At 41.2% G+C, this 1,528-nt stretch carries 1 protein-coding gene and 2 pseudogenes; 1 reads left to right on the top strand and 2 read right to left on the bottom strand.

Annotated features, from left to right (window positions below):
- Positions 1–31: 31 nt before the first annotated feature.
- Positions 32–914 (top strand): annotated as a pseudogene (locus tag V7659_RS19190) (bile acid:sodium symporter family protein).
- Between the two features lie 142 nt (positions 915–1,056).
- Here V7659_RS19190 and V7659_RS19185 read toward each other — a convergent pair.
- Together V7659_RS19185 and V7659_RS19180 are read right to left on the bottom strand one after the other, a co-directional pair.
- Positions 1,057–1,338 carry a hypothetical protein gene (locus V7659_RS19185; protein ID WP_335541453.1) on the bottom strand — a complete coding sequence of 94 codons (282 nt, stop codon included), beginning with the start codon at positions 1,336–1,338 and terminating at the stop codon, positions 1,057–1,059.
- Between the two features lie 10 nt (positions 1,339–1,348).
- Positions 1,349–1,528: pseudogene (locus V7659_RS19180) on the bottom strand (hypothetical protein); the annotation flags it as partial.

Here is a 1,528-nt window from a genome sequence, read left to right as displayed (position 1 = left end):
AAAACGAAATAATTTAGGGGGCTATTTTTTTATGGGAGTCATCGAGAAAATCAGCGGCTTTGCTGGAAAGACCTTTACATTGTGGGTATTAATCTTTGCTGTTGTTGCTTTTAATTTTCCAACTCACTTTGTGTGGTTAGGAGGATATATTGTTCCTTTATTAGGGATTGTTATGTTTGGCATGGGGCTGACACTGGAATTATCAGATTTTAAAGAAGTGTTTAGAAGACCAAAGGAAGTAGCACTTGGGGTCATCGGCCACTTTATCATCATGCCGCTTTTAGCGTTTATCTTGGCAGTTGGACTTGATTTACCGAAGGAAGTTGCGGTAGGGGTTATTTTAGTAGGATGCTGCCCGAGCGGAACAGCTTCGAATGTTATGGTGTTTTTAGCAAGAGGAAATGTAGCGCTGGCGGTTGCGATTGCCTCTGTTTCTACGATTCTTGCACCAATTGTGACACCATTACTTATTCTTTTGTTCGCCAGTAAGTGGGTGGATGTCAGTGTGGCATCTTTATTTCTATCAATTGTACAAGTTGTCATTGTTCCGTTGGCGCTTGGCTTTATTATTAAAAGGTTCTTCGGAAAACAGGCACAAGCCGGTGCAAAAGCATTGCCGCTTGTTTCCGTTATTGCGATTGTGTTAATTGTATCTGCCGTTGTAGCGGGCAGCGCGGCGAAGATTGCGGAAACTGGTTTGTTGATTTTTGGCGTAGTCATTCTTCACAATCTGTTAGGATTTTTAATTGGTTTCTTCTTTGCCCGTTTATGCTGCTCATTTCTCGCCATTAGCGGCAGTGCCAAGTGCGATTTTCAGCGTTTGGCATAATTTATCGGGTTCGGTTCTAGCGAATATTTTTAGCAGGATGAAGGAGAAGGGTCAAACCGAGGAAAGTATTAAGCGTGTGGGTTAATTTTAATCACCTCTCAGCCTTATCGGGCTGAGGGGTTTTTTGTTCTGGGAATTCGGCAGTCGAATGGCTAACCTTTCCATTTATCAATATAGAATTGTTAGCCGTTGAGATTCCATCCCTTGCATTGGCTAGGGTAGGGGGATCATAGTCTAATCTTAACCTCAGTACCGTCCTTAGCTTTGACATTTTCGAGTACGAGTCCTTTATGATTTTTCAGTTCCTCGATGATTGGCTTTAGCAGTTTTTTGTCTATCTGTGGAATGGTCATGTCTAGTTTATTTCTTTCGAAGTACTCTTTTGTCCATTTGTTTGCCTGTTGATGAATCAATTTTGAAGATAAAATGGAAATACCAATGTTTAAAATAGCATATGGAATGGGGAGCGTGAGCCGAAAATCTTTTGCTTTCACTTTTACATGCAGCATAAGCCACTCACTATTCAATGATGACAGAAACGGTATCTCCGTTTGCCGATTTAACATCCACAATTTGGCCATCCAATTCATTTTCGATTGCTTCAATAATAAGGTGGATGTCGAGATCCTTTACATACTTTTCTGACTGAGGAATACTCGATGCGATGCTGTGTCCAGCCATTAATACTGCCTTGATAAG

It is taken from the genome of Neobacillus drentensis, from assembly GCF_036966985.1.
Lineage (GTDB): Bacteria > Bacillota > Bacilli > Bacillales > Cytobacillaceae > Neobacillus > Neobacillus drentensis_E.
Note: the sequence above shows the minus strand (reverse complement) of the source record. Positions and strands in the feature narration are given on the sequence as shown.

Excerpts from the sequence above, each read along its gene's own strand:
- V7659_RS19185 (WP_335541453.1), bottom strand. The coding sequence starts at position 1,338 with ATGCTGCATGTAAAAGTGAAAGCAAAAGATTTTCGGCTCACGCTCCCC.